This window comes from Paenibacillus sp. B46(2026) (assembly GCF_056786355.1).
In genome coordinates this window covers 6462941-6484390 of record NZ_CM165907.1, presented here as the reverse complement: position 1 = coordinate 6484390, position 21450 = coordinate 6462941, and the positions used below count along the sequence as shown (strand labels likewise).

18 protein-coding genes are annotated in these 21450 nt (G+C 47.7%); 17 read left to right on the top strand and 1 reads right to left on the bottom strand.

Annotated elements, in window-relative coordinates:
- The first annotated feature begins 36 nt into the window (after positions 1-36).
- From AC1S8V_RS28715 to AC1S8V_RS28685, 7 genes are all read left to right on the top strand, one after another.
- On the top strand, positions 37-918 hold the full coding sequence (locus AC1S8V_RS28715) for a carbohydrate ABC transporter permease (RefSeq protein ID WP_036606643.1): 882 nt from the start codon (positions 37-39) through the stop codon (positions 916-918).
- A 54-nt stretch (positions 919-972) separates the two neighbouring features.
- On the top strand, positions 973-1836 hold the full coding sequence (locus AC1S8V_RS28710; protein WP_482074607.1) for a carbohydrate ABC transporter permease: 864 nt from the start codon (positions 973-975) through the stop codon (positions 1834-1836).
- Positions 1837-2072: 236 nt separating this feature from the next.
- Positions 2073-3482, top strand: coding sequence for an MATE family efflux transporter (locus AC1S8V_RS28705; RefSeq protein WP_482071701.1), 1410 nt, complete (start codon positions 2073-2075; stop codon positions 3480-3482).
- A gap of 169 nt (positions 3483-3651) precedes the next feature.
- The gene (locus AC1S8V_RS28700; RefSeq protein ID WP_482074606.1) at positions 3652-4569 is read left to right on the top strand and encodes a helix-turn-helix transcriptional regulator; all 918 of its coding nucleotides are present in this window, start codon (positions 3652-3654) and stop codon (positions 4567-4569) included.
- A 349-nt stretch (positions 4570-4918) separates the two neighbouring features.
- Positions 4919-5629 (top strand): response regulator transcription factor, encoded by a 711-nt coding sequence (locus AC1S8V_RS28695; protein WP_482071700.1) that lies wholly within the window; start codon positions 4919-4921, stop codon positions 5627-5629.
- Complete coding sequence (locus AC1S8V_RS28690; RefSeq protein WP_482071699.1) at positions 5626-7131, top strand: sensor histidine kinase; 1506 nt, start codon at positions 5626-5628, stop codon at positions 7129-7131. Before AC1S8V_RS28695 ends, AC1S8V_RS28690 begins: the two co-directional genes overlap by 4 nt.
- A gap of 60 nt (positions 7132-7191) precedes the next feature.
- Complete coding sequence (locus AC1S8V_RS28685; protein WP_482071698.1) at positions 7192-8298, top strand: TolB family protein; 1107 nt, start codon at positions 7192-7194, stop codon at positions 8296-8298.
- Between the two features lie 49 nt (positions 8299-8347).
- Here AC1S8V_RS28685 and AC1S8V_RS28680 read toward each other — a convergent pair whose 3' ends face one another.
- Positions 8348-11353, bottom strand: a complete 3006-nt coding sequence (locus AC1S8V_RS28680) for a tail fiber protein (protein ID WP_482071697.1) — start codon at positions 11351-11353, stop codon at positions 8348-8350.
- A gap of 419 nt (positions 11354-11772) precedes the next feature.
- Between AC1S8V_RS28680 and trhO the strand changes: the two genes are divergently transcribed.
- From trhO to AC1S8V_RS28630, 10 genes are all read left to right on the top strand, one after another.
- Positions 11773-12660, top strand: a complete 888-nt coding sequence (gene trhO, locus AC1S8V_RS28675; RefSeq protein ID WP_062836769.1) for an oxygen-dependent tRNA uridine(34) hydroxylase TrhO — start codon at positions 11773-11775, stop codon at positions 12658-12660.
- 12 nt (positions 12661-12672) lie between these two features.
- Positions 12673-13320 carry a helix-turn-helix transcriptional regulator gene (locus tag AC1S8V_RS28670; protein ID WP_482071696.1) on the top strand — a complete coding sequence of 216 codons (648 nt, stop codon included), beginning with the start codon at positions 12673-12675 and terminating at the stop codon, positions 13318-13320.
- Between the two features lie 159 nt (positions 13321-13479).
- Positions 13480-13815, top strand: a complete 336-nt coding sequence (locus tag AC1S8V_RS28665; RefSeq protein WP_482071695.1) for a hypothetical protein — start codon at positions 13480-13482, stop codon at positions 13813-13815.
- A gap of 187 nt (positions 13816-14002) precedes the next feature.
- Complete coding sequence (locus AC1S8V_RS28660) at positions 14003-14575, top strand: TetR/AcrR family transcriptional regulator (RefSeq protein WP_482071694.1); 573 nt, start codon at positions 14003-14005, stop codon at positions 14573-14575.
- A 22-nt stretch (positions 14576-14597) separates the two neighbouring features.
- Positions 14598-15593, top strand: a complete 996-nt coding sequence (locus AC1S8V_RS28655; protein ID WP_482071693.1) for an aminoglycoside phosphotransferase family protein — start codon at positions 14598-14600, stop codon at positions 15591-15593.
- 214 nt (positions 15594-15807) lie between these two features.
- Positions 15808-16857 carry an ABC transporter substrate-binding protein gene (locus tag AC1S8V_RS28650; RefSeq protein WP_482071692.1) on the top strand — a complete coding sequence of 350 codons (1050 nt, stop codon included), beginning with the start codon at positions 15808-15810 and terminating at the stop codon, positions 16855-16857.
- 206 nt (positions 16858-17063) lie between these two features.
- A complete protein-coding gene (locus AC1S8V_RS28645) occupies positions 17064-17924 on the top strand; it encodes an ABC transporter permease (protein ID WP_482074605.1) in 861 nt (286 codons plus the stop codon).
- Between the two features lie 2 nt (positions 17925-17926).
- Complete coding sequence (locus AC1S8V_RS28640; protein WP_036606660.1) at positions 17927-18721, top strand: ABC transporter ATP-binding protein; 795 nt, start codon at positions 17927-17929, stop codon at positions 18719-18721.
- A 128-nt stretch (positions 18722-18849) separates the two neighbouring features.
- The gene (locus AC1S8V_RS28635) at positions 18850-20028 is read left to right on the top strand and encodes a winged helix-turn-helix domain-containing protein (protein ID WP_482071691.1); all 1179 of its coding nucleotides are present in this window, start codon (positions 18850-18852) and stop codon (positions 20026-20028) included.
- Between the two features lie 69 nt (positions 20029-20097).
- Positions 20098-21444 carry an MFS transporter gene (locus AC1S8V_RS28630; RefSeq protein WP_482071690.1) on the top strand — a complete coding sequence of 449 codons (1347 nt, stop codon included), beginning with the start codon at positions 20098-20100 and terminating at the stop codon, positions 21442-21444.
- The last annotated feature ends 6 nt before the right edge of the window (positions 21445-21450 follow it).

Sequence of the window (21450 nt, the reverse complement as noted above, 5' to 3'; positions counted from 1 at the left end):
TACACACGTTTGAACGCTTGAAGGGAGGATAATGTGATGGACAAAGTCATGTCCAACCGTCTCGTTGCTGCGTTGTACGTGCTTCCTGCACTGCTTCTGCTGCTGGTTTTGGTCTACATCCCGATCGTGCTCACCGGGTATTATGGGTTGATGCAATGGGACGGGATCGGTGCAATGACCTTTATTGGATTGGATAATTACGCCAGACTGCTTCAAGACGGGACATTCTGGCAGAGTGCGAACCATACTTTTTTGCTTGCTTTGTTCTCTGCGCTGAGTCTGATCGGTTATCTGATGATTGCTTTGGTGCTGTCAGGCAAGATCAAGGGTGCCAATCTATTCCGCAAAATATATTTGATCCCGATGCTGCTGTCTTCGGTCGCGATCGCCCAGTTATGGCTGAAGATCTATCATCCCAGCAATGGTGTGCTAAACACTTTTCTGGAAGCGATCGGCTTCAGCAATCCGCCAGCCTGGCTGGCGGAGCCATCCCTGGTGCTGTATGCACTGTTCGTGCCGATTCTATGGCAGTATGCAGGCTTCTATATTTTGATCTATTATGCGGCCCTCAAAAATATTCCGGAATCTCTGGTGGAAGCAGCCCGGATTGATGGGGCAAGCCCTTGGCAGATCGCTTTTCGAATCAAGCTGCCGCTAATTACTGAAGTCATCAAGGTGACCGTTGTACTGGCTGTGGTAGGCTCACTCAAGTATTTTGATCTCATCTACGTGATGACCGATGGCGGACCGAATGGCTCCAGCGAAGTGATGGCCTCCTATATGTATCGTCAGGCGTTCCGTAGCTTCGACTTTGGTTACGGCAGTGCTGTAGGTTTCTTCCTGCTCTTGATCTGTCTGCTTGTTACCTGGCTGCTTCGTAAAGCGACGGCATCCAAAGATACGATCCAGTATTCCTGACGTAAGTGAAATGAAAGGAGGTCCATCCCGGTGAAGACGGATACGGCCGTTAGATTGCCAACTTACCCGGGGACAGGTCGAGGTTCGGCATGGTTAAGGAGATTCGGATATATTCTGCTGTATCTCCTCTTGTCCCTGGTAGCTTTGCTGCAAATTTTACCCTTGGTATGGTTGCTGTTATTCTCGCTTAAAAATAATCAGGAAGTATTCGACATGGCACCTTTTTCCCTTCCTGCTACTCCGCGTTGGGAAAACTATGTCAAGGTATGGACAGAGGGAAATATCAGCTTGTACTTCTTCAACAGTGTATGGATTACGGTGGTTTCGGTGGTGGTCACCGTGCTGTTCGCCAGTCTGGTGACCTTTGCCATTACACGTATGCGCTGGAAGGGTCGCTCGTTGGTATTGGGGCTATTCATGGTGGGTCTAATGATCCCTGTACACTCCACATTGATCCCGCTGTTCAGCTTGTTCCTGAAGCTTCATCTCACAGATCATCCTTTGTCAGTCATCTTGTCTTATATTGCCTTTAATATGCCAATTACCATTATGATTCTACTCGGATTCTACTACGCGCTTCCCCGGGAAGTGGAAGAAGCCGCAGTGATGGATGGCTGCTCCGTGCATCGGATTTTCTTTCGGATTGTGCTGCCGATGACGTCTTCGGTCATATCCACAACGGCGATCATTAACATGATCTATAACTGGAATGAATTCATCTTTGTTAATACGTTCATCAGTACAGATTCGTACAAAACCTTAACTGTTGGGGTACAGAACTTTATCGGTCAATATACAACGGATTGGGGAGCCATTGGTGCAACGCTGATGATTAGCATTATGCCAATCCTGATTGCTTTTCTCATCCTGAGTAATCGAATCGTGGAGGGAATTGCTGCGGGTTCTGTTAAAGGTTAAAAGGCTGAGGGCCTAAGGTCCTTCCATTACTTGCTTAAAAGCGAGTTGGGAGGTACCTTTTTTGTCTTCTAAAACCTCTGGCAGGCGTACGGAAGCGGGGCTTTGTGAAAGCAGTGAAAATACCTATTTATGGAATTGCAAAAAACTTTCAACTATTTTCGCAAAACTACTGCATTTTCAAACCACCTGTGCTAACATACCCTAAGAATTAAAGCCCACATGGGAAAGGTGAGAAAATGACAGCAATATCCTCAACCAAAGAGTCCCTTCGTTCTGATGCCAAGGATCTGAATCTGATTCGACTGACATGGCCTATTTTCCTGGAACTCTTCTTATTTATGTTGATGGGGAGCGTGGATACGCTCATGCTCAGCTCGGTATCCGATAATGCGGTCTCCGGCGTTGGAGCAGCCAATCAGATTATCTCTATTGCTATACTTGTATTGGAAGTCATTGGACATGGTGCTGCGATTGTAGTAGCCCAATATATCGGATCGAAAAAGTTAAGTGAAGCAGCCCAAGTTACGGGTAATGCGATCACACTGAATCTTATCGTAGGTCTGGTCCTGAGCGGAATCTTTCTTCTGTTCGGAGGACAATTGCTAACACTTCTAAATATTCAAGGCGAAATTTATGATTTTGCCCGTTCGTATATAAATATCGTCGGTGGTGGTATCTTCCTCCAGGCACTCATTAACGCGCTGGCTGCGACGATTCGTACACATGGTTACACCAAAGAAACGATGTATGTTGCTGTATTCATGAACGTGATTCACGTTGTTGGTAACTATGCATTGATCTTTGGACACTTCGGCCTGCCGAAGCTTGGGGTGGAAGGGGCAGCAATCTCCACGGTGGGAAGCCGGTTTATCTGCCTGCTGATCTTCTTCTGGTTGTTGTATCGTGTGAGCGAGGTGCGGGTGGATTTCGAATACTACATTAAGTTGTCCAAACATTTTATTGGCAAAATTCTGCGGATTGGCATTCCATCTGCGATGGAATCGATGGTATATCATTCCTGCCAGCTCGTGTTCACGCTGTATGTGACCTATCTGGGCGCAGAAGCCATGGCAACCAAGCAGTATGCGGGTAATATCTCCAGCTATATCTACTTGTTCAGCATGGCGATTGGTATGGGAACATCGATCATTGTAGGCCGGCTTGTGGGTGCGCGGCGCAAAGACGATGCGTACAAACGTGTTTTTGACAGTGTAAAATGGGCCCTTCTGGCCACGGTTATCATTGATGTAATCATCATTCTGTTCCGTGTGCCGCTGATGAGCATCTTTACAGATAATCCGGAAATTATCAAGCTGGGGGCTCAAGTGATTCTGCTCAGCCTGTTGCTCGAAACCGGACGTACCTGCAATATTGTCATCATTGGTTCCCTGCGTGCGGCAGGGGATGCAAAATTCCCGGTATACATGGGTCTGATCTCCATGGTCTGCATGAGTCTGCCACTGGGATACCTGCTCATATTCAAGCTTCATCTGGGGCTCGCTGGTGTGTGGCTTGCCATTGCGGCGGATGAGTGGACGCGTGCGGTCATTATGTACTTCCGCTGGAAGAGTAGAGCTTGGGAGAAACATGAATTGGTGGAGCATGATGATGAAGAGGTTGGTGCACAGCCGGTACCGGCTGTCTGACGAAGAATGATGTGCGAATAGATAAAGGAGAGTCAATGACGGAAAGGATTCAATCCGTGATTGGCTCTTTTTGCATTTCCGGCAGAGGTCAACCGAAGTGAGGCAAACCGAAGTGAGGATAGCAAAAATGATCAAAACGGCGGTGACATCATTCACGTATAGTAAGGATATGGAAGGGGGCTTTACAACGTTGAGCCGGTACCGTGCAATGATTCAGCAAAGTTTGTTCTATATTGAAACCCATCTGCATGAAGAAATCGGACTGGAAGAAGTGGCATCCGAGGCGTTGTTGTCGCCATATCACTACCACCGGATTTTCCGTGATGAGGTCGGCATGACTGTGGTGGATTATATCCGAAACCGACGGATGAGTCTGGCGTCCACGACCTTGCGATCGACAGATGCGGGCATTTTGGACATCGCCCTGGCATGTGGATTTGAGAGTCAGGAAGCCTTCACCCGTGCATTCCGCAAATTATATGGCATGCCGCCAGGACGTTTTCGCAAATTGTTCGATCTGAAATTATTCGAGGGAAGAACCAGAGGAGGAGAATTACAGATGAATCAGACGTCAACGATTACAGGCTGGATGTTAACCGGAAGTCATCCGCAAAATTATGAGATGGGTATTGATCCTGCCGAAGTGCATCAGGGGAAAGCTTCAGGATATTTGAAGGCCGTTACGCCGATGGAGCCTAACGAGTTCGCAACGATGATGCAGCAGTTCAGGGCGGACAAGTATGTGGGTAAGCGGATGAAGTTATCGGGATTCGTGAAGACCGAGCGTGTGGACGCGTTCTGCGGATTATGGATGCGTGTGGATAATAACGTCCATGATGTACTTCAGTTCGATAACATGCATGATCGGCCGATTACGGGTACGCAGCCATGGAATCAGTACAGCATAGTGCTTGATGTGCCGGAGGACAGCGCGGTCATTTCATTCGGGGTTATTTTGAACGGTAAAGGAAAAGTGTGGGTCGATAGCTTCCGCTTCGAGGAGGTTGATCTGAATACACCGCTGACACATATGGAGACAGAGTACGAGATGTCGGACGAGCCGCTGAACCTGTCATTTGAGGAGTAAATCCAGAGGGGGGCCCAAAACGGCTGACTTAAACAGTAACATGAATTGGGAATCAATAGATCAAGGGCTAATCCAATCACGGGTTGGCTCTTTTTGTTGCCTTTAGGGTATAAAGAAAGTAGAGCAAACTCATCCATAGCTAATTAACGTAGACCTTGCTAACATAAATAAAAGAACTGAATATTTACACGAAAACGAAGAGTGCAGAACCAGTCTGAAGAAACGAAGTTCAAAGCTTTCTGTAAGAAAGCTACTTCGGAAGCATATGCTAAGCCCTTTATCAACTAACAGCGATCAGAAGACGGTACTGCACTTGAAGTTATCTCGTGTAACGTAAAGGATGAATCCCATGAATAAAAAAGTGCTCGTGGTAGATGACGAATCAAGCATCGTCAGTGCCATTGCTTACGCGCTGCGGCGCGAAGGATATGAAGTAGATACTGCTAGTGACGGCGAAGAGGCCTTGGTCAAGGTCGCATCGTTTCACCCGCAGGTCATGATTCTGGATGTGATGATGCCGAGGCTCGATGGATACGGTGTCTGTCGCAGGCTGGAGGACCGGGAGGATATCGGCATTATTTTGCTGACCGTCAAAAATGATATCGTGGACAAGATCGTCGGCCTGGAAATGGGCGCGGATGATTACATGACCAAACCATTCGAGATCCGTGAACTGCTCGCAAGGGTGAAAGCACTGATGCGCCGTGTCGAGAAGAGCAGTCCACCACCTGATGATTCGAAGAACCAAGCTATCGTGAATGGCGAACTGCGTATTCATGTTGCTCACCGCACAGTGACCGTGAATGAGGAGAAGCTGGATCTGACACCAAAGGAATTCGATTTGCTGACCATTCTCATGTCCAATCCTGAGCGGGTGTACACACGCGACGATCTGCTGGATCGGGTGTGGGGGATGGAATATGCGGGTGGCACACGAACCGTGGACATTCATATCCAACGTCTGCGCAAAAAAATCGGAGATACGGATCAGCAAAAACTGCAGACTGTATACGGGATTGGCTACAAAGCCGCTGCGTCTGAATCGGGCGGGGCCGTATGAGAGTCAGCATCAAGCTGAAATTCAGTGTTTTTCTGGCGGCATTGCTCATCCTGACGGTGGTAGTGCTCAGCTCACTTGTACTACGAGGTATTGAACGCAATCAGCAGTCACAGATTGAAGGGATTCTGTCCCAGCAGACGCGGTTGGTCAACTTGAATGTGCGACAGTCCTACTACACCGAGTCCGTTCATCTGGAACAGGAAGCCTTTTTACAACAAAACGGCCGCAGGCTGGCACAGGAACTGGCCAACTCCACTGGTCTGCCGATAGCGCTCTATGATATGAAAGGCCAGCAAGTCGGTTCATCGATCAGCACTGGGGAGAGTGCGATTGTTCAGGATACATTGAACTATGCACTGCAAAATAAAATTGCCTATCATGAACAAGGGGATACCTTGTTCTACGCCGCACCACTGGACGGTCCGGATGGACAGATGGGTGCCGTATGGATGCAGTATCCGGTCCAGAGCTACCATGAATTCTATGCTCGCATCCTTCAACTGTTCATATGGGCAGGAATTACCGTTGTTGCGCTGAGCTTCATATTAGGCTACCTGTTCTACAATCGGTTTGCTGTTGCTATTACCAGGCTGAAGAGGTCCGCAGATTCCATTCGAGAAGGCGACTACATTACGGAGTCTCCTGTAAGGAGCAAGGATGAATTGGGAGAGCTCGGGCAGGGGATCTATTATATGAGTACCTCCATTCAGCAAAATATCACAGCCATGCATGCGGAGCAGGAGAAGCTACAACTGGCGATTGAGAAGCTTCAGGCGCTGGAACAGCAGCAGAAACAATATATCGGTAACATCAGCCATGAGTTCAAGACACCGCTGACCTCGATCAAAGCGTATGTGGAGCTGCTCGACATGTATAAGGATGATCCGCAACTGCTTGATGATGCAACTACTAACATTGGCAAAGAAACCGAGCGGTTGTACGAGATGGTTGAGAAAGTCTTACATTTATCTGCCCTGGAGAAGTACGACTTTGAGAACCAGGCCGAAGATGTCGAGGTCAGTGCTCTGCTGGCAGATGCCTGTGGTCGCATGCGTGGGAAAGCGGAGAAGTTTGGGTTAAACATGGAACTGGATCTTGAACCGGCGGTGATCCGCAGTGATCGGGAAAGTCTTATGCATATTTTCATTAACTTGTTGGATAATGCCATCAAATATAACGTCCCGGATGGTGTAATCCGGGTGAAGAATGAACTGCGGATGCAGGAGCGTCAAGCGGTCATTCGTATCTACAACTCGGGTACGCCGATTCCGGCAGAGGCACAGGAGAAGATTTTTGAACCTTTCTACACCGTCAACAAAGACAGGGCTAGAAAAACGGGCGGAACCGGACTGGGACTATCTCTCGTGAAGCAGTTTGTTAAAAAACAGGGCGGTACAATCACCCTGCTGTCGGGCGATCCAGAGGATGGGGAAGGTGTGATGTTCCAGCTCATATTCCCTTTGGCTGATACAAGTTTACAAGTTCGAAACAAGTCTGAATAACTTTGGAAGTATGCGATGTGTATGCTTGGTCTATAGCAAGAGAAACCAGGGGGGACCATCATGAATTGGAAACAAGCAGCTTTGGGCACGTTCGGAGCCATTGCCCTGTTAACGACAGCAGGATGCGGGGGAACAACAGAGCCTGGGGGCAACGCACAAGGTGGGAAAACGGGCACCGACATTACAGTAAAAGATAATACCAACACGTCTGTGTACCAGAGCTTTAAGCTGGAGAAAATTGATAAATTGCCGAATATGCGCGGGATTGCATGGCTAAGTGACGACTGGATTGTATCCGACAAGGAGAACAAGTCCTTGAAACCCGTCACGGTTGAAGGCCAGGAAAGATATCCGCATAACTTATATATGTATGATCTGACGAAAGGTACAGACACGCCGCTCAAGGAAAGTGAAGCCAGCCTGGGTGCACCGCTGGTGTCACCGGATGGTCAGTACCTGTTCTACCGGGAGCCGGAAGAAAGTACGGGTAAAGGTTACATTCTGAACTTGCATAACGGGGAGACAACCCCTGCTGGTAAGGAGGATGGCTTCATCCAAGAGGGCGCATGGCTGGATAATGAACATGTGGTTTTCCCCAATATGAAGGGTGATCTGATCTCGGCAAGTGTGGACGGCACAACGAAAGTGTTGGTCGAGACGAGTAATTTCAATGTACGGAGTATCAAGGTGTCAGGCAATATGCTCTATTATATTACGGGCGAAGACGGCCAGTTGAATGCATACGATGTGAAGACGGGTGACGTGAAACAGGTGCTGAAAAGTGTGGAATGGGTCATCCCTTCTAATGATGGAACAAGGCTTGCGATTGTGAAAAGAACAGCGGATACCAAACGGGCGCTGGTGCTCACCGATCTGGAAGGTAATGAGAAGGCCACGCTCGCCAGAGGCACACAGATTTTCGGCACAAGCTGGTCGGGTGATGATTCCAAGATTGCGTATACGATCAATTCCGAGAATGATAATGAGAAGGGACTGTTCGTCTCCAACACGGAGTCGGCAGAACAGTTCCAGATCTCGGCGGATATGGACAACGCTTCTGACCCACTCGCCTGGAGCCCGGAAGGCAATAAAATCCTGTTATCGCAGGCGGTATTGGAGAACGAATCGTATCACTTTGTGACCTCGGTCATTACGATCTCGGAATAAAACGGTCAGAAAAGCCTGTTCCCGGAAGGAACAGGCTTTTAGATATGCACTAATTTTTTGCGTTCAACAGTAGTTTGACCGCTTCTGCACGCGTAGTTTTATCACTTGGAGCAAAGGTATTCAGCCCTTTACCGTTCAGCATCCCGGCTTTTTGCATGCCAGCGACAGCTGCTTTGGCCCAAAGCGGAATCTGTGCATCGTCTGCAAAGGTAGAGCTTGCGCCAGTTATCGCTTTTAACTGAAGCGCACCGGCTACCAGGACAGCCATCTCAGCACGGGTTATAGCAGCATTGGGGCGGAAAGCCCCCTCAGTGTCTCCCTGAATAAACCCTGCTTGCACGGCACGAGCTACAGCAGACTGTGCCCAGGTTCCTATTTTTGCATGATCGGAAAAAGATATTGCCGCTTCTGTGTATTCTGTTTTCAGTGTATTCATTAGCATCACCGTAAATTCTGCACGCGTAACGGATGCATTAGGCTTGAAGGACCCATCGGAGAATCCACTTACGATACCTTCACGGACGGCTTCTTGAATGAAATCTTCCGCCCAGTGCCCGTCGACATCGCTAAATGCAATCTCTGCTGGCGCCTTGGGTTGTTCAACCGCAAAAACAGCAAATTTGGTGAAATGGTCTACGTCTACGTTGATTTGATTGTCACGAATTGAAGCTTCTCCCGCAGAGATCCACAACTTGTTTTGTTCATCAAAGTAGAATAGCCCAGCCTGGTGATTGGTTGGCAAGCTTGATGTATCAAATGTCAGATTTAAGGTTACGTATTTATTGAAGTTCTGTTGAACATTCTTAAGTAACTCATATACCGGGCTGATTAGTTTAGTCTGATTAGTCAGCAAGTCCGAAGAATCTGTAATCTGGTCAATCGTGATCTTCATTTCTTGATTAGTTGCCCCAGCCGGGATGGTTACAGTAATGCCATCACCTAAACTCACTTGCCCAGCCTGCCCCGCAACAAGCGTTAGACGGCCATTAGTGGACGAATTTGTTGTGTTAGGTGGAAAAGGATTACCGCTCGACCCGTTGTTATTCTGGTTGCCGGAGCCGCCGCTGTTACTGCCATTGCCGCCTGAGGGTGGAGAAGGAATAACATTCCATTTGGCATATAAGGTTAGATTGTCGGTGATCTCCGTTTGATCAAAACTGAATTGCGTCTGCAACTCAGAGTCCGTATACCAGCCTGCAAATGTATAGCCAGAACGGCTTGGCGAAACAGGAGCTGAAAGTTTCTGACCGTAATGGACTGAGTGATCTGCAACGACTGTACCACCGTTAGGCTCGAACTTAATGGTATAGGAGTTGACCGTCCATTTCGCATACAGGGTGAGATCAGTGGTTACAGTTGTACTGCTAAAATCAAAAGCCTGACTCAGATCTGAACCCGTGAACCATCCAGCAAAGGTATGCCCTGCTTTGGTTGGATCAGGTGGAGCAATGGCCTTGTCACCGTAAGGCACCTTTTGTTCCGTTACATCCGTACCGCCGTTACTATTAAAGGTCACGGTTCGCGGCGCATAAAAGCTAAATGGAATGGTTGTGGTATTGCCTGCACGATCTGTAACAATCAATACATGCTCTCCATCGGATCGGACTGTATCTCCACTAAGGAAGAGGGAACCATTCAGTGTGGCTGTTCCTTCATTAAAGGTAATTACTGGATTAATGTTATATATCCCGTCCTGGACAACACCCGTGACGACTGGAGGCTGGGTATCCATCGTAAAGTGAATGGTTGTCGTACCAATACTATTGGTAACTGCCAGAGTATAGTCCCCATCTGCTGTAATTGCAGTGCCGCTTGTGAATGAAACACCATTCAGAAGTGCCGTACCGCTATCAAAAGTGGGGAATACCGTTTGATTATATATTCCATCGTTAGCTACGCCGCTGACTATTGGAGATGTGCCCTGCTCAACAGTTATAGTAACTAATGCAGGATCGCTCGTACCCCATGGATTGGTGGCTGTATATTGAAAATGGTCTGTTCCTACAAAATCAGTATTTGGATTGTACATGAATGAACCATTAGAATGAAGGACGATGGTCCCGTTCATCGGTAGAGTATCTAAAGAGACAGTAGAAGCATTACTGTCGTTGGCCATTAATCCTGGCGATGATACAGTTAGAGTTGTGTTTTGGATGGTTGTATAAGTGTCTGCTATTGCAATGGGCGGAGTACCACCTGGAGTACCATCTCCGAAGTTAGGGAGTCTACCTGTTTTGACAACATAATACACCAAGACAGATTGTGTGTTGTTCAGATTAGGTACGTTAAAACTCACCGGGGCATTACCCCCATACCTGTTGCCCAAAAGGCTGTATAAGTCCTGATTTTGGCTGCTGGGCAGTGAAGATCCATCTGCAAGTATCCAGTGTGTAGGTGAGAGATTAACCAGCATGGGAATGATTTCACCTGTATACTCGTTCCCCGTACCGCCAGTCTCGGCATGGTATGTCGAGTCCGTAAATACAGCGTAATGCATGATGTCACCTTTAATTTTAGGTAATGTGGGTAACCGGAAGGTCTCCGTCCCATCTCCACCGAAGGTTGTGCCAATCATATTGAAAAGTTCAGTGTATTCAGAGATGTGGAGAGACTGCCCCTCTACAGGTAACCATCCATTAGGTGTGAAATAGTAGGGGAACAGGCGAACCTCGCCAAGCACAGCATTTTTGGTAACATTGAAGTCCTCGTTACGAGGTGGAAAGGTTCCAGTGATAGCTATGTAATATCCCAGTCCCTCGGGTGAAACATCCGTGAGGTCAGGTAATGCAAAGGTTGTTTTTCCATCTCCACCATAATTATTGCCTAGTAATGAAAACAGAGCTGTATTCTGATCCAATGGAAGTGTTCGTCCATCCGCTAGCATCCAGTTGTCGGGAGCGGCGTTGTAAGGGAATAACTGAATCTCTCCAGTGAAGGGTTTTTCTGCGGCGGCATGAGCCCGTTGTACCAACCCTAACGTATTCCATAGACCGCTGAATCCGATCAGGAATACCAAGCAGATCATGCTCACTTTCTTGAATAGTGTTAAACTCACAATCTCATCCCCATTTTCCTTTTAAATATGTTCACGTCATGCTTAGTCCCGTCCACCGTGCTTTTTAATTAATTCACAGTGGTAAGCCATATAATGATGAGCTTAGTTTAAATGATCCATGTACAAAAAAAAATAAATTTTTAGTCCGATTTTAAAATAAATCTTCGGATTTTCCAGATGTACATCATATATGGTTGGAATGTTCCATATCTTTCATCCCTTTCTATACATTTATATTGACTAAGCTATTCCGCTTCCGATAAACTAGAATGCAGGAATAAAAGTCGAATGTCAGGCAGCAGTTCGAGACGATGTTTCGGGCGGCTGTTTCTTTTCTTTTTAGAAGCAAGGGTGCAACGTAGTCGTTCTTGCCGGATGATCCGGCTAATAACAACATGGAATAGGAACAGGTGATATACATGTGTAACAGCGCGTACCGCGTGCTTTTATATTATAAGTTCGTGAAGATTGAAGACCCCGAGACGTTTACACAAGAACATCTGCAATACTGTAAGGACCTGGGTGTGAAAGGCCGTATTCTGATTGCATCCGAAGGCATTAACGGCACCGTATCCGGAACGCCTGAACAGACAGAACAGTACATGAAAGACATGCATGCCAACCCGCTGTTCAGCGACATGGTGTTCAAAATTGATGATGTGGAAGAGCATGCGTTCAAAAAGATCTTTGTTCGTCACAAAGCAGAGCTGGTTACGTTCCGCGTGGACGAAGATCTGGATCCAAATGTGATTAGTGGCAAACGCCTTTCACCGAAAGAGTTCCATGAACATCTGCAACGTGATGACGTCATCGTTATCGATGGTCGCAATGACTACGAATACGAAATTGGTCATTTCCGCGGGGCCATTCGTCCAGATGTCGAGTCGTTCCGCGAGTTTCCGGAGTGGATTCGGGAGAACCTGGGTGACATGAAGGACAAAACGATCATTACCTATTGCACTGGTGGCATTCGCTGCGAGAAGTTGACCGGGTTCATGATCAATGAAGGATTCCAGGACGTGGCTCAACTGGACGGTGGTATTGTCACGTACGGTAAAGATCCGGAAGTACAAGGCCATCTGTTTGATGGCAAGTGTTACGTGTTTGACGAGCGGATCTCTGTACCGATCAACCGGACAGACGAGGATATCGTCATTGCCAGCTGTTATCACTGCGGAACGACACATGACCGATATATTAATTGTCCAACCTGCAACCTGCAGCATGTAAGCTGTGAGGATTGCGAAGAGACGCATAACCGCTTTTGCTCGGATGCCTGCCGGGAGGCAGCACCGGTACACGCATAAGCAGGAGAGCAGGTGCTGATCGTGAAGCGCGAAGAGGAACGAACGACGCGTGAACGGATTTTGTTCATGCTGAAGCAGCAAGGCACATTGACTGCGAGGGAAATGACAGCTGAACTGGGTCTAACCGGCATGGCCATTCGCCGTCATCTGACGGCATTGGAGCAGGACGGCTGGATTGAGGTTGGGGAGGCCCGGGCTACGGCTGGACGTCCGTCCTCGGTGTACCATCTAACGGTACGCGGGGACAGCTATTTTCCAAAATCATATTCGTCCCTGACCTTGGAACTGCTTGAAGAATTGTCTGACTCAGCCGGGAGCGGTATGGTGGATGAGTTGTTCGAGAGTCGCCGGGACAAGCTGCTTCGCAGCGGATTGCCACAGATGGAGGGCCAGGATCTGGCCGGACGGGTGGAGGAACTCGCGCGTATTCAGAATGCCAACGGATATATGGCCGATGCATCCAGAGAAGAAGATGGAACCTACGTCATTACGGAAATGAACTGCCCGATTGTGCAAGTCGCGAGTGTCTACAAGCAGGCTTGCCGCTGTGAACTGGAACTGTTCCGCTCGCTGCTTCAAGCCGAGGTGGAGCGTACCGAATGTTACGCCGATGGCGGCAAAAGGTGCAAGTATGAGATTCGCGAAGCGTCGGGGAATTAGTTGGTTTAGACACAAGAGATTGTTTCGATTCGTCGAGACAGTCTCTTTTTTTGGATAAAAATGACGTAAAAACGTTATATTTATAGTGAGATACGTGATATAATCTGAGATAACATCCAGATTTTTTATACATAACTCAATATTAGATGGGAGGAGTTAATGATGCACGAACCCGAACCGGCTTTGAAAAAGGCTATGAATCTATTGAAGGAACTGAGCGAGGATGAAGAGTTCCGCCAACAATATGAAGCACGTCAAAAGTTTTTACGGGATCAAGTATCCATGATGGAAGGCGCACGAGAAGAGGGTCTCAAGAAAGGCATGGAGGAAGGAATTCAAAAAGGAATCGAAGCAGGGATCAAAGAGGGTGAAGCTGAGAGCAAGCGGAAAATCGCAATGAATATGCTCAATTTGGGTCTTGATCAGGCTACTATTATTAAGGCTACCGGGCTAACCTCATCTGAATTAGAGGAACTTCAAAAAGAAAAGGAATAAGCACTCTGGAGCTATCCTTTGATTGATATAAGGCGACCATACCCAAAGTACATTGGGAGGGATGCCTCTTTTTTTTGAAAATTTTAAATATGAAAAATTTCATCCTGTAAGTATACTTGACACATGAATACACTCATAATAACATACGTTATATAACATATGTTATTAACAAAGGAAGGAGCAGTATATGCCACCCAAATCCGAGATTACGCAAGAAAAAGTGTTATCTGCCGCCTTTGAGCTTGTACGGACTCAAGGCTTGGAGGCGCTCACTGCGCGAAACGTTGCTCAGGCGCTCCATTGTTCCACCCAGCCCATATATAGTCTATATAGTAACATTGAAGAGCTAAAAGCAAGCGTGTATGACAAGGCTGCCGAATTCGCCCGTCACAGTATGGTGGAATATAAGGACGATGCGAATTCCCCTGCATTGAACTTGACGATCGGATTCCTGTACTTTGCACAGAACGAGAAGCAGTTATTTCGAACGTTGTATCTTTCGGGATACCGACAATACAATCCCCATACCGATCAGTTTCTGGGTGAAGAATTAACCACGTTCTACATGCGGTATAGCAAGCGATTGCAGGATGTATCCGTCGAGCAACTCAAGCGCATTTTCCTTAAACTCACGATCTATCTAATCGGTATTGGAACACTTCTGAACTCCCACACCCTGGAACTGGACATGAATGAAGCGATTGAAATGATCCGGGAAATGTACGAGATGTTGCTACTCAAGGAAGGTCTCACTTATTAAATCCATTGAAGGAGCGAGTATCATGGTCCATAGGCTCGGCAAAAAAATTGGAGAAGGTGGATGTGCGGAAGTATTCGAATGGGAAGATGGGAGCAAGATCGTCAAGTTGGCCAAACCCAACACCATTACGGCAGCTTTGGAGGCCGAACTTCATCATTGCCGAATCGCTTCCGCGTGTGGGTTACCGGTTCCCAAGCCATATGATCTGGTGACTATTGAGGGACGATCAGGTATTGTATTTGAACGGATTGATGGCGAGACGATCATGAAGCGTTTTGTAGATCAATCAGTAGAACAGTCCAGAATACAGGCGCCTTTGGATGTCGGCAAAGATTTCGTGAATGCCCGAATTACAGCACAGCTTTTTCATCAGATTCATTCGCATTCTGTGGCCAATATGCCGAGTCAGCGGGAAAATATCAAGCATAATATTGTTGAAGCACAATACTTGTCTGAAGCGGAGAAAACTGCCGTGATTGCCCAATTGGATCGATTACCCATGAAGCAGCAACTATGTCACGGTGATCCCAACCCGGGTAACATACTCCTTCGAGATCATGATGCAGTCATTATTGACTGGAACAATGCCTCTACCGGGAATCCGGAAGCAGACTTGGCCGAATACATTATTATGATTCGATATGCGATACTGCCTCCGGATCTGCCGCATGAAGCGACGGTTGTCCTGAATGCGACGAGAGAGTACAGCATTTGTGTCTTTATGGAGGAGTATGAGAAGCTGTCCGGTATTGGTTATGCAGATATCGAACCCTGGATTGCTCCTGTTGCGGCACGCAAATTGATCGCGGATGCCATATCGGATGCGGAGAAAACAATGCTCGTGGACGAGATTAGAAGAAGACTCCATACTCCATACTCCATTTTCATGAGTAGGACCTTATTTTGTTGTACCCATGGCGACCATCTACAGAACAATGTGGGTGGTTTTTATGTTTTATGTAATGTTTTCTATCACAACTATACGATGGAAGTAAATTGGAAGCGGTTCAACCATTGACGTATATCGGGACGCCCCTTAATATTAGGGGAACAATAAAACACCAACACGAGTCATGGACTTCAGTCGCATGAGAAAAGTCTATATTTGTCTACTTTTGTCGATCAAAGCAACAATGCGTTGAAGCGTTCGTTTTGTCCCGCCCTATCGTGCCAATGGAATAGCAATAGGTAAGGGTAACTACATTTTATAAGATGGAGAGGGGTTCTCACACATGAAAAAGAAGTTCTGGATGTCACTGATGATGGTTGCTTCAATGATCGTTGCGGCAGGTTGCGGAAATAACAGCGGTACAGGTTCGGAATCCGAAGGATCGGGGACTACAACAGGTGGAGGCAGCGAGGAAAAATCATACCAGATTGCCATCTCCCAGATTGTTGAACATCCATCTCTGGATGCTACGCGTGAAGGGTTCATCGCAGCCCTGAAGGAAGCAGGCATTGAAGAGAACAAGAACCTCAAAATCGATTACAATAACGCGCAAGGTGATTCGACGAATAACCTGTCCATTGCACAGAAAATCTCAGGTGATTCCAAAAACGATCTCGTACTCGGTATCGCAACACCATCTGCGCTGGCTCTGGCTCAACAAGTGAAGGACAAGCCATTGTTGTTCGCAGCAGTGACAGACCCACTGGGTGCCAAACTGGTGACCGATATGGAGAAGCCGGGCGGCAATGTTACAGGTGCATCCGACACGAATCCGGAGGCCATCGTACAATTGGCTGACTTTATCGCCAAAAATCTGCCGGATGTGAAAACGGTAGGTCTGGTGATAAACGAAGGTGAACCGAATGCGGTGGTTATGGCAGATAACGCAGAAAAAGCGCTGGCAACACATAATATCAAGCTGGTGAAAGCACCAGTTACGAATACATCTGAAGTGAAACAGGCAACGGATTCACTTGTTGGCAAAGTAGACGCCTTCTACATCACGCTTGATAACTCTGTCGTGAGTGCGGTTGATACCATTATCCAAACGGCAAACAGTAATAAAATTCCATTCTTCTCCAGTGATCGGGATACCGTTGAAAAAGGAGCCTTCGCAACCGTTGGCTTCAAATATTATGACCATGGATATCAGGTGGGTGAGATGGCCGCGGACATTCTGAAAAATGGTACGAATCCTGGTGATATGAAAGTCACCGTTCCGGACAAACTGGATCTGATCCTGAACCTGAAAGCGGCTGAAGCCCAAGGTATCACGGTTACGGATGAGATGAAAGCGGAAGTAAAAGACCAGGAAAACAACATTATTCAATAGAATCAATTCATAATACCTTAACAATAATTTAATGAGTTATGAGATTGATTCAATAATCTGACCGGAGTGTAATCCGGCAGTATGGATGCGAGGCGGACGTGCAACGGGTTCGCCTCATTCTTTTCGATAGACAGGGAGGAAGTAGCGTGAGTATAAGCTGGAATTCAATTGAAGGAGCAATCGAGCTTGGGCTTTTATATGCACTGATGGCACTGGGTGTATATATTACGTTCCGCATACTCGATTTTCCTGACCTTACCGTAGACGGAAGTTTTACAACAGGAGGCGCAATCGCAGCGGTTATGATCTCCAATGACTTCTCTCCTTGGCTCGCCTGTTTGGCGGCAATGGCTGGCGGCATGGTAGCTGGTGCTTGTACAGGTCTACTTCATACCAAAGGCAAAATCAATGGATTGTTATCCGGTATTTTGATGATGATTGCACTCTACTCCATTAATATGCGTATTCTTGGCGCACCGAATAAATCCATTATGGGCATGGATAATCCATTCTCGGGTGAGCATGTCATGGTGCTTATTATTATCGTAGTACTGGTGTTTAAAATCATGCTGGATCTGTTCATGAAAACAGATATTGGACTGGCGCTCCGTGCCACAGGTGATAACAAACGCATGATTCGCAGCTTTGGGGCAAATACGGATGTGACTACCATTGTAGGTGTCAGCTTATCCAATGGATTGGTTGCCCTGTCTGGCGCATTCATTGCACAACAATCAGGCTTTGCGGACATCACGATGGGCATTGGAATGATCGTCATTGGACTGGCTTCGGTGATTATCGGTGAAGCCATTCTTGGTGCAAGAACGGTATTCTGGGCTACACTTGCAGCGATCATTGGTTCGATTATTTACCGGATTGTGGTTGCTCTTGCCCTTCAGGTTGAATGGTTTGATACATCTGATCTGAAGTTGATCACCGCGGTGATCGTCATTATCGCCCTTGTATTCCCAACGATGCAGCGCTCCATGAAGCAGCGAAGTCTGGCTCGCAAACGAACAGAAGAGTTGATGCGATCCGGGGGTCATCAGACGAAGGGAGGTATGTGATCATGCTGGAGATTACGCAAGTAACCAAGCTGTTCAACCCAGGCACAACGGATGAGAAGACCGCGCTGGTTGGTGTGAATCTGACGATGAATCCGGGAGACTTTGTGACGGTAATTGGCAGTAACGGAGCGGGTAAATCCACGCTGATGAACATCATTTCAGGTGTGATGAAGCCGGATATGGGCGATGTACTGATCAATGACCGCTCCATTAAAAACCTGCCGGAGCATAAGCGCAGCAGCTGGATTGGTCGGGTGTTTCAGGACCCGATGGCAGGAACAGCACCACATATGTCCATTGAAGAAAATATGGCGATGGCATACAAACGTGGCAAAGGACGCGGACTGGGCTTCGGAGTTACCCGTGCCAGACGTGAGATTTTCAACACGCAACTGGAGAAGCTGGGAATCGGACTGGAAAAGCGGCCTAACGCAAAAGTGGGTCTCTTGTCTGGCGGGGAGCGGCAGGCACTCAGTCTGTTGATGGCTACCTTTACTCAGCCGCAAATTCTGCTGCTGGATGAGCATACGGCGGCCCTTGACCCTTCACGCGCCGAGCTGATCACGGAACTAACGGAGACACTTGTGCGTGAGATGAGACTTACTACATTGATGGTGACGCACAATATGGAACAGGCAATTCGTCTGGGTAACCGTTTGATCATGATGGATAAAGGCCGAATTATTCTGGATGTCAGCGAAGAGCGCAAGCGTACGTTGACTGTGCCTGAGTTGCTTGGTGAATTCGAGCGTATTAGCGGCAAAAAAATGGCAGACGATCGTGTCGTGCTGGGTTAAGACCAGAGAGCGATTCACGATTGGCAAAGAGAGTCGACATATCTTGTTACAGAAACCTTTTGCGTTCTCGCAAAGGGTTTTTGTGGTATGTTGAACACGATGAGAAGAATACATAGGAGGAACCAGGCATGTCATTGCAATTGGATGAAGGGACATATACGGTAACACGGCGAACGGAGTCCATCCGTCTGCTCGCCAAGGAATTTGCACTGCTGCATTTCCTGTATGAAAACAAGGAAAAAGCCTTCACCCGCAGCCAACTGCTGGACCGGGTATGGCCGCTGGAATATCCGGTTGAACGTACTGTGGACGATCATATCTATCGACTGCGCAAGAAACTGAAACGCTGGGATGAGATCAGTCTGGATACGGTACGGGGCTACGGTTATCGGCTTGCTGTGCATGAGAAGAAGTCTGTTCTACCCGCTAGCCCTTCTGCTCAGGACCCAGAAATGCAGGAAGCCATTCACAATTTACTTCGTAAATATCACTTGTTTGGGCAGGGAAACGCCATACAGACCCTCGTTCAACAGCAGGAGGCACTCGGCATTCAGATAGCCCCTTATTATCAGTTGTATATCCGTTTTATACAGGGAGATCTGGAATGGCTGATTACAACGGAAGAAATTACTTTCGAAGAACGTTTATACTGGTTATTGATCTTTGTTCATTCGCTAATTGAACCATCAGAAAGCTTACCTTTGTATGAGCAGGCATTGAGTTCATCTGCTTTGTCTGCCGATCAGCTTCGCGAACTCCGCATTCTGAACATCGTTGAAGTCTATGTAGAGGTGGGTCAGTATCAACGTGCCAAAACGCAGCTTGAGGAAACGTATCGTGTAATAGAGACTGACGAGCTGAAGAATTTCAGAATGCCTGTAGCACTTGCAGCGTTGTATGTGGAACTGTGGGGTGGCAGCGGTGAAGCTGTTGAGGCTCAGATGGCAGTCCTGCGAGCAGGATTAAAGGATGCTCCGTATCTGCGGGAAATCGGACGTTTTCAGGTGATGGAAGGATTATGGTTGCTTCGGCAAGGACGAGTTCGTGAAGCGGAACTTAGAATGGATGATGGTCTGGACGTTTTGAAGATGTCGCTGAATGCACCGCTATATCTGAACGTGGCATATCAGATTCTCCAATTCATGGGTCAACATCGAATTGAAGGCAGACTTCGCAGTAAATATTGTCAGGTGTACGCAGAGATCAGCAAAAGTTACGGTGTTCCCTTATATGGACAACAAATTGTGGATGAAGTACGTAACTTTTTATCCCCTATCCCCCCATCCTCTGATCTTCCTCTGATATAACGCCCTTATGATTACAGCCAAGGAACATACAGACCGCAAGCGGCTGTAATCAAGAGAGGAAGTACATGTATGACCATCATTTCAAATGAACCCACATCAAATGAATCCACCGAATCACCCGCTTCATCTGCGGAATCCTCCAAAAGCTTATGGACCAACCTCCGGTTTGTCCGCATGTTTATCGCATACTCTCTGGCTACGTTTGGAGACTGGTTCGATGCACTCGCCATCCAGGTGATGGTGGCCTACCGATGGGGCGCCGACCCGCTGATTATTGCGCTTATTCCTGTATGTATGGCCGTCCCGGGCATACTGCTGGGCTCCGTTGCAGGTGCACTGGCTGATCGACTTCACAAAGTGAGGATCATGATGCTGTGTGATGTGATTACGGTTGCCCTGACCATTGCCATTCTGTTTGCACCAAGCCCGTTATGGTTGCTTCCACTTCTCGCCTTGCGGGCCATGATGAATGTATTCCATGTTCCAGCCCAGCAGACCTTAACGCGTCAGGTGGTGGCAGAAGAGCATCTGTTCCAGGCATCTTCCCTGAACGGTTTTGTGAGCCAGTGCTCGAAAGTGGCGGGACCACTTCTGGGCGCAGTCATTTTGGCCTTTTTTTCACCACAGATCTGTATTGTCATTAATGCCTGTACCCGTCTGTTGTCGGGGGCAGTGTTGTGGCCTTTGCGGCGGTTGGTGGAGAAATCGGAGACTGTTGGACCAGACGAAAGTGTTGATGGTACAGAGGGTGCATCGGAATCTTTGTTCACCCAGTGGCAGCAAGGTTGGCGGTTTATACGGAGCAGCCGAGTCGTACTGAGCACGATGTTGTTTGGCTGTTTTGGACTCATGGCTATTCTCATGATCGATTATCAGTTTACGACTCTGTTTCGGGAGATCAAGCCGGGTAATGAATCGTTGCTAGGTTGGTTAGGTTCATCGGCAGGTGCGGGAGCAGTGGTCATCATTCTATTGATAAATCGGCTGCCGAGAATGGGGTATGGGTGGGGACTCGGTGGAGGATATCTGTTCGTGGGTGCCGGAATCGCTGCATTGGGGTGGATTAGCCCAGATACATCCGAAATTTGGGTCATCGTCTGGGGCCTCTGCATCGGGATAGGCAATGGGCTCTTTATGGTAACATTGAATTATTTACTGCAAAAAGAAACCCCTCCTGCCTATGTAGGGCGCGTCTTCGGCATCCAAAGTTCACTATCCAGTGTTGTGCTGGTCGTAGCTCCACTTGCAGGTGGGGCGCTCATTCGAACCGCAGGGCCGAGTCCCACCTTTCAATATATCGGTCTCGCTACGCTGGGGATTGGTCTTGCCGGCATTCTGCTACAGCGTATCTTGTGGGAGGGAAGGCAACCTCTCGTGTCTGAAGCAAAAGAAGTCATTCCGCAGGAATCGGCCTGACAGCCA